Raw genomic sequence first — 2,253 nt, 5'->3', positions numbered from 1 at the left:
GTTCGTCGCCCGCCCCTCGTCAGACAGAAATTCTTCCGGTCTTGGGCATGGTGCTATAACTCGTTCAAACGATCTCCCCTTCGAAATTCTTCATTCATAATTCTTCATTCATAATTCCAGCCGCCTTCCGGCCTTGGATTTATGAGCCGCCCGGGACAAGCGCAGCGGCGGCGTGAAGAAAGAAACCGTGCAGGGCGGGGAGCAACGGCTGCACCCGGGATATCACAGCAGCAGAGAAACGGGAGGGCACGCCCGTACAATATCTCGGTTTCTTTTAGCCATAGCGGAGCGCGTCCAGGCGAATAAATCCCCCGCCGGCGATTTTTTTGGTTCGTTTTTTCATCGGTGAAAAAATGAACAGGGAAGGACGATGAAGCAGCTCTGCTCTAATTACAAAGCACCATACAATGTTGAGGTGTCCCTTTTGGCTTGACCCAAAAGGAACCAAAAACTCAAGGCGGGGAATGGGGCACCCGCTGCCGCCTGTGCAGGCGTGGATGTTGATGGTCCGTCACGCCGGTTGCTCGCTATCAAGCTCCTCACCGGTAGCAACATCCACAAACGCCTGCTTCGGCTTCCGCGCCCCATTCAAGGCCGGGAAAGACCAGGTTGTATATTTTGTAGCTTGCTCCCTCGTCAGACAGCACTTCTTCCGGTATCGGAATGATTGCTTGACACGTTCAAACGATCTCCCCTTCGAAATTCATCATTTCTAATTCTTCATTCATAATTCCCATCCTCCGCCGGCGATTTTTTTGGTTCGTTTTTTCATCGATGAAAAAATGAACAAGGAAAGATGATTAAGAAGCCTGAATGTGAAACAGGAGAATGTTTCCTACCCTTCATCAAACAGCACTTCTTCCGGTATCGGAACAATTGCTTAACACGTTCATACGATCTCCCCTTCGAAATTCTTCATTCATAATTCTTCATTCATAATTCCACCGGTCGTCCCTGCGGGATAGTCATTTGGTAAGTGAACGAAATTGTTCTTGCGTAGCCACGCCAGGATGACGTATATTTAAATAAAAACAATACGTCTTGCCATGAAAAGTAAATTAACACTCCGTTTAGATGAATCGCTGATTCGGCGGGCAAAAAAACGTGCCAAACAGAAAGGGACCTCCGTATCACAAATGGTTGCCGATTATTTTGCCCTTATTGAGACTGAGCAACCATCAATTAACCGCGACCTTCCTCCCATTACTGCTTCGTTAACGGGTATTTTAAAGAATAAAGAAGTTCAGGAGGAAGACTATAAAAAGCATTTGGAGGAGAAGTATCTGAAATGAAAGTTCTCTTCGATACAAATGTACTACTTGATGTTTTTATTGAGCGGGAACCTTTTTTTGAAGCTTCTGCCCAGGCAATCGGGTTGGCTGAAAAAGGAGAAATCGAGGGATGGATTTGTGGTACAACCGTCACTACGATCTTTTACTTATTGGCAAAACAACTATCTTCAAAAAGCGCCACCCAGCATGTTCGGGAAATACTTAAAATCTTCAATGTATCAAACATTAATCGTGTGGTGTTAGAAGATGCTTTGGATAGCGATTTTAATGACTATGAAGATGGAGTCCTTTATCAATCGGCTATTCACGCTAATTTAGAAGCCATCATTACCAGGAATCAAAAGGATTTCGATAAAAGTAAGATTCCGATATATAGTCCTGCCGTATTTTTGGAAGCCTTGGATACGTTAGAATAATTACGTTTACCTGAAACAAGAGACTGTTTTCCCCAACCGAGGTGTCCCTTTTGGTTTGATCCAAAAGGGACGAAAAAGATCAAGGCGGTGAATGGGGCACCCGCTGCAGCCTGTGCAGGCGTGGATGTTGATGGTCCGTTGCGCCGGCTGCCCGCTATCAAAGTCCTCACCGGTGCAACATCCACACCCGCCGGCTTCGGCCTCAGCGCCCCATTCAAGGCCGGGAAGGGCAGGGTAGCAATTTTTAGCTCATGCTCCTGTACTCAAATAAGCCGTCGTTGGTTTTATCTTTCATTTTTCATTCTTCATTGAACATCCCCCTGCACCCCCTTCGAACATCATTTACCGCTTTTCAATCGTAACTGCCACAAGGGGGAACCCCCCGCGCTCTTCTTCCCGGTACCCCTTCGAAATTCATTATTTCTAATTCTTCATTCATAATTCCAGCCGCCTTCCGGCCTTGGATTTATGAGCCGTCTGGTGCAAACGCAGCGCAGGCGTGAAGAAAGAAACCGTGCAAGACAGCTCTCAGCGTTACCGGATGA

At 46.7% G+C, this 2,253-nt stretch carries 3 protein-coding genes; all 3 read left to right on the top strand.

Annotated elements, in window-relative coordinates:
* Positions 1–172 precede the first annotated feature (172 nt).
* The 3 genes from ACG2F4_RS19235 (at position 173) to ACG2F4_RS19225 (ending at position 1,708) form a co-directional block, all read left to right on the top strand.
* On the top strand, positions 173–349 hold the full coding sequence (locus ACG2F4_RS19235) for a hypothetical protein (protein WP_395262568.1): 177 nt from the start codon (positions 173–175) through the stop codon (positions 347–349).
* Positions 350–1,046: 697 nt separating this feature from the next.
* The gene (locus ACG2F4_RS19230; RefSeq protein ID WP_395262567.1) at positions 1,047–1,292 is read left to right on the top strand and encodes a DUF6364 family protein; all 246 of its coding nucleotides are present in this window, start codon (positions 1,047–1,049) and stop codon (positions 1,290–1,292) included.
* Positions 1,289–1,708 (top strand): type II toxin-antitoxin system VapC family toxin, encoded by a 420-nt coding sequence (locus ACG2F4_RS19225; protein WP_395262566.1) that lies wholly within the window; start codon positions 1,289–1,291, stop codon positions 1,706–1,708. Before ACG2F4_RS19230 ends, ACG2F4_RS19225 begins: the two co-directional genes overlap by 4 nt.
* Positions 1,709–2,253: the final 545 nt, after the last annotated feature.

The sequence above is a fragment of the Halalkalibaculum sp. DA3122 genome (assembly GCF_043951865.1).
Classification (GTDB): Bacteria; Bacteroidota; Rhodothermia; order Balneolales; family Balneolaceae; genus JAMQKA01.
The sequence above is the reverse complement of the archived record's forward strand: the minus strand, read 5'-3'. Positions and strand labels throughout refer to the sequence as shown.